The 4,254-nt window shown below is 36.4% G+C and carries 5 protein-coding genes and 1 tRNA gene; 5 read left to right on the top strand and 1 reads right to left on the bottom strand.

What is annotated here, in order from left to right; genetic code table 11:
• Window positions 1-68 precede the first annotated feature (68 nt).
• Window positions 69-416: a hypothetical protein gene (locus GC093_RS22495; protein WP_171654159.1), complete on the top strand. Its 348-nt coding sequence runs from the start codon at window positions 69-71 to the stop codon at window positions 414-416.
• A gap of 163 nt (window positions 417-579) precedes the next feature.
• Here the strand turns inward: GC093_RS22495 and GC093_RS22500 are convergent.
• A tRNA-Met gene (locus tag GC093_RS22500) sits at window positions 580-656 on the bottom strand.
• 144 nt (window positions 657-800) lie between these two features.
• Here GC093_RS22500 and GC093_RS22505 point away from each other — a divergent pair.
• The 4 genes from GC093_RS22505 (at window position 801) to GC093_RS22520 (ending at window position 3,490) form a co-directional block, all read left to right on the top strand.
• Window positions 801-1,460 (top strand): nucleotidyltransferase domain-containing protein, encoded by a 660-nt coding sequence (locus tag GC093_RS22505; protein ID WP_171654160.1) that lies wholly within the window; start codon window positions 801-803, stop codon window positions 1,458-1,460.
• Between the two features lie 381 nt (window positions 1,461-1,841).
• The gene (locus GC093_RS22510; RefSeq protein WP_171654161.1) at window positions 1,842-2,144 is read left to right on the top strand and encodes a hypothetical protein; all 303 of its coding nucleotides are present in this window, start codon (window positions 1,842-1,844) and stop codon (window positions 2,142-2,144) included.
• Between the two features lie 189 nt (window positions 2,145-2,333).
• Window positions 2,334-2,879: an O-acetyl-ADP-ribose deacetylase gene (locus GC093_RS22515; RefSeq protein WP_171654162.1), complete on the top strand. Its 546-nt coding sequence runs from the start codon at window positions 2,334-2,336 to the stop codon at window positions 2,877-2,879.
• Between the two features lie 113 nt (window positions 2,880-2,992).
• Window positions 2,993-3,490 (top strand): hypothetical protein, encoded by a 498-nt coding sequence (locus GC093_RS22520; RefSeq protein ID WP_171654163.1) that lies wholly within the window; start codon window positions 2,993-2,995, stop codon window positions 3,488-3,490.
• Window positions 3,491-4,254: the final 764 nt, after the last annotated feature.

Genomic DNA, 4,254 nt, shown 5'->3' on the forward strand with positions numbered 1-4,254 from the left:
GGAACTATAGCTGAATGTAACAAGACGACGGCAGCCACAAACTAAATTCATAGGTAGGTGATAATCTAATGAAATTTACATTTGAAAATTTCTCTTGTGATGTTGATATATTCTATAAAGATCGAGATATTGTAGCAAGATTTTATGATTCATCAAAAGAGCAAAATAAAGATGAGATTGTAAATCTTGTTTTTGTAGATCCAGGCTTGGGCTTTCTTCATTTAAAGTTAAAAGGTGATGATGCGGCGTTATTGAGCGGATTTTTGGATGAGAGTGTTTTTATAACTGATGATATGGTTGAAGCCGCAATTAATTACATAGAAGGGTTATCACCTCATGCAAAAAACAGATATATTCCAAATCACGTAGCTCGCATCAAACAAACGAGCTATATAGAATACAATGGCGAGTATTAATACATAAACTAACGGATAACGAGAGCTCAATAATATCAAAACGAGGCTGCCGGAACGGTCAGGAGCCTTTCCGACCGCAGATCGAATGAAAAAAAAATGCCTTCAAACCACTCATAGTGGATTGAAGGCACTTCTATATATGTGATGAGCTTGATTTGTAAGTTGGTTGCGGGGGCAGGTTTTGAACCTGCGGCCTTCGGGTTATGAGCCCGACGAGCTACCGGGCTGCTCCACCCCGCGAAAACATGCAAGCCTTGGCGTAACTTTTCGTCTTTCTCGTTGAGGGACGGGCAGGATAGCATGATGTTCTCTAGCAAATTCGCCCCATATATTGTAAAATCCCCTTATGAGTTATTAAGGGTACGTTCTGAGGAGTTGTTAATGGTGGAATTACTAATTTCACATGCTCGTACATTTTTTGAAAATCATAGTTTTGATTGGTCTGTATGTGGTGGAGGGGCAATCGATTTGTTTCTTGGTAAACAAACAAGAATCCATAAAGACTTAGATATTGCTGTATTTTGGGAAGATCGAAATTCAATCATTGCTTTAATGTTAGCTGCGGGCTGGAGGGTATTTGAAGCATGTGGTGGTGGAGTAATCCACGAGTTATTTGATAAGCAACAAATTCCTTATGAAAAGCGAAATCTATTTTGTTTTACAGCAAATGAGTATCGTTGTAGATTAAAGCCAAGTGGGGATGACATGTATCGATTCGGTTTTGAAAAGAAGGGGCAAAATGACTTTACCTACGTAGAATTTCTTTTCAATCAGAGAGATGATAAATATTTTTACTTGCCTGGAGATGGGAATGTTAAAAGAAAACTAAATATGGCTTTACTACAATCAAACGGAGTACCGTATTTAGCTCTAGAAATTGTTCTGTTTTATAAATCAAGTTACTTGGACGGTCCTGATACATTTGATCATAATCAAGATTTCGATCATACTTTACCGTTTCTTGATGAAGAACAAAAACAATGGTTAAGAAAATCCCTAGAAAAGAAATACACTAACGGTCACGTATGGCTTGGAAGACTTTAGCAATTCATTAAGCTAACGGGACACGATAGTTTAAATGGACGTACACAGGAAGTCACTGCTTCCTTGAGTACGTTCATTTTTTGTATAGTATAGCCAAGGATCAAACAACCCTTAAAATGTTTTAATTCCCAACAAAAGGATGTTCTGTTTTTCTTGACAAACACAACATAAGTACTAGCTTTATGCAATAAAAGAAGCTCCGGATAAGTTTCCAGGGCTTCTTGATAAATAAGCGAATTGGTTACATTTATTCAACTAAACGGGCAGTTTTCTTCAACAATAGATGCTATACTCAGCTTAATTAAGTTGTAGAGTGGAGTCGTATATTTGATGCTCCTAATGGTGGAGCAAGACCATAAATGATTTGAGGTGATATGGATTATGGGAAAAAGTCAGCTTGAGGAATTAACAAAGGAATTTCAGAAGATACCAATTACATCATTGCAGGAACTGAGTAAAATAATATTTAATAACAGAATTAGTTGCTATATACAAGAAATAGAAAACATGCTTAAATCAATCTCAAGTGATGATTTGAAATTTAAGTGGCTCGATATTAAAAGCCATATTACTTTGGATGATAAAGCATTTCTCAATGATTTCCCTGATGAGTACTTTTATTTTGCCGACTTATGGAGTAACGATTCTGGCGAGCTATTGCTTATACTCAAAAAGCATCATTAGTTGTTAAGCTAACGCAGAACGATAGTTTAATAACAACTAAGACGCGGCTGCCCGGCATCGATTCGGCGGCCGCGTTATGCTAACTGGCAGGATAGTTGAATAGAAAAGACGCGGCGCCTCTTTGTCCAAATTATGGTAATATTAAATAAGTCATGGACAAAGCTTTTAGTACCGGAGGGATTATTAAAGATGGAAATCAGAGTGAAATCAGTATATATAGAGGTTATTAAGGAAGATATAACAAAAGCAAAAACGGACTGCATAGTTAATGCTGCAAATACAAGTTTACTTGGCGGTGGAGGTGTTGATGGTGCTATCCACAGAGCAGGGGGAAAGGAAATTCTTATAGAATGCATGAAAATAAGAGATAGACAAGGAGGATGCCCAGTTGGCGAGGCTGTAATCACTACAGCGGGGAAGTTAGATGCCAAATTCGTTATTCATACGGTTGGACCTGTATGGAATAATGGAAAAAGTAATGAGGAAGAGAAACTAAAAGACTGCTATATGAATACGTTAGATCTTGCTAACCAATATAATATTGAAAGTATCGCGTTCCCAAACATAAGTACAGGCATATATAAATTCCCGAAAAAGAGAGCTGCTGAAATAGCCATTAGTTCATTGAGGGAATTTATTGAAGGAAATAACTCTTCTTTTAAAAGAATTCAGTTCGTTTGCTTCGATGATGAGAATTATCAGATATATGTAAAAACCATTAAAGGTTTAGTTTAAATGGTGTTTGTTCAAAGGGTCAGCTGCCTTCTCAGTTAACGGGAGTTTAACACAACTTTACCAAGTGATAGTATGAATGCAAACGTAACTATAATTTAAATGTGGAGAAGTAAATGAAAACGGTTATAAGCGTTGTTTTAATAATAGTTAGTTTATCTGCTGCTGGATTAGCGGCACTCCTCTGGGACTACATTTACTATCCGTTGATTGAAAACAAGGCTGAGGAAAGAACAATAGCCTATTTAAAAGCATTATTCCCAGAGGACGTTGTAATCGACGATGTGACATATTCTAAACCGTTTGGGGATGACGAGGGAAAATATTTCATTAAAGCACACCCGACGGCTAAACCAGAAATCGAACTATCGATGAATGTATTTCAGAACCTTAGCCTGGACGAAAAAAGTTTTAAGGAGTCTAAATGGCGATATGACACAATCCTGGAGTACGTCCCCTTAATTAATGAAATAAGTCCAGGTTTCAGCTTATATGCAGTCAATATGTTCATTCCCGCAGAATTGCTAAGTAACCCTATCGAGACAAAAAACGTTAGTTCAATAACAACACGACGGCAGCTGGAAGCCAGGTATTGGCTTAAAAGTGGATGTTAAGTTTATAATGATAATTGTAAAGGAGGTGCTGTATTTAAATGGAATCTATAGAAACAGGGCTAAAACTATTTGTGTTTATAATAGTTATTTCACTATTCTTTACTTTGGTAGGGTTCCTAGTCAAAAAATATCTAAGTGACTTCTTTCAAGGTTTTACAAAATAATAATAAAAATATTTAGTTCAATTTAAGAAATTTTTAGAAAAACTTGCTGACCATATTGTCGGAGTTTCCGACGGTATTCGCTTCGGTAACACAACCAGGCACTACTACAGAAGACATGGAAATGAATTTTACCAATCCATTAACTGTCATCCTACTGAAGTGGATTAGATTTTATAGTAGATAACAGGGTCGGCTGGATTTAAACTAACGGAGAACGTTAGTTTAATAAAACAGCGGCAGTCTAGGACTTTATTTTCTCGTCCATGTCTGCCGCTGTTTCTTTATTGGGGTCAATCTAATACTTATTTTACGAAGTCTGACGAGATTGTAATTCTAAATACCGCATGGGATCAACACATTTGCTAGAACATCTATCCTCTATATAAATGGTGCAATATCCCCCATATGGTGGCACATTATATGAAGATGAAAATGAAAATACAAACAGGTTACAAAAGTTGATGGTTCTCTATCCCCCAGAATGGCGTCAAAGCAAAAAGTACAGTCTAGAACTTTATTTTCTTAGTCCAATTGTCCAAAGAAAATAAAGTGTTGGACTGAAAAATAAAGTATTAGACTCGGAAAATAAAGTTGTAGACT

The organism is Paenibacillus foliorum, assembly GCF_013141765.1.
Taxonomy (GTDB): Bacteria; Bacillota; Bacilli; order Paenibacillales; family NBRC-103111; genus Paenibacillus_S; species Paenibacillus_S foliorum.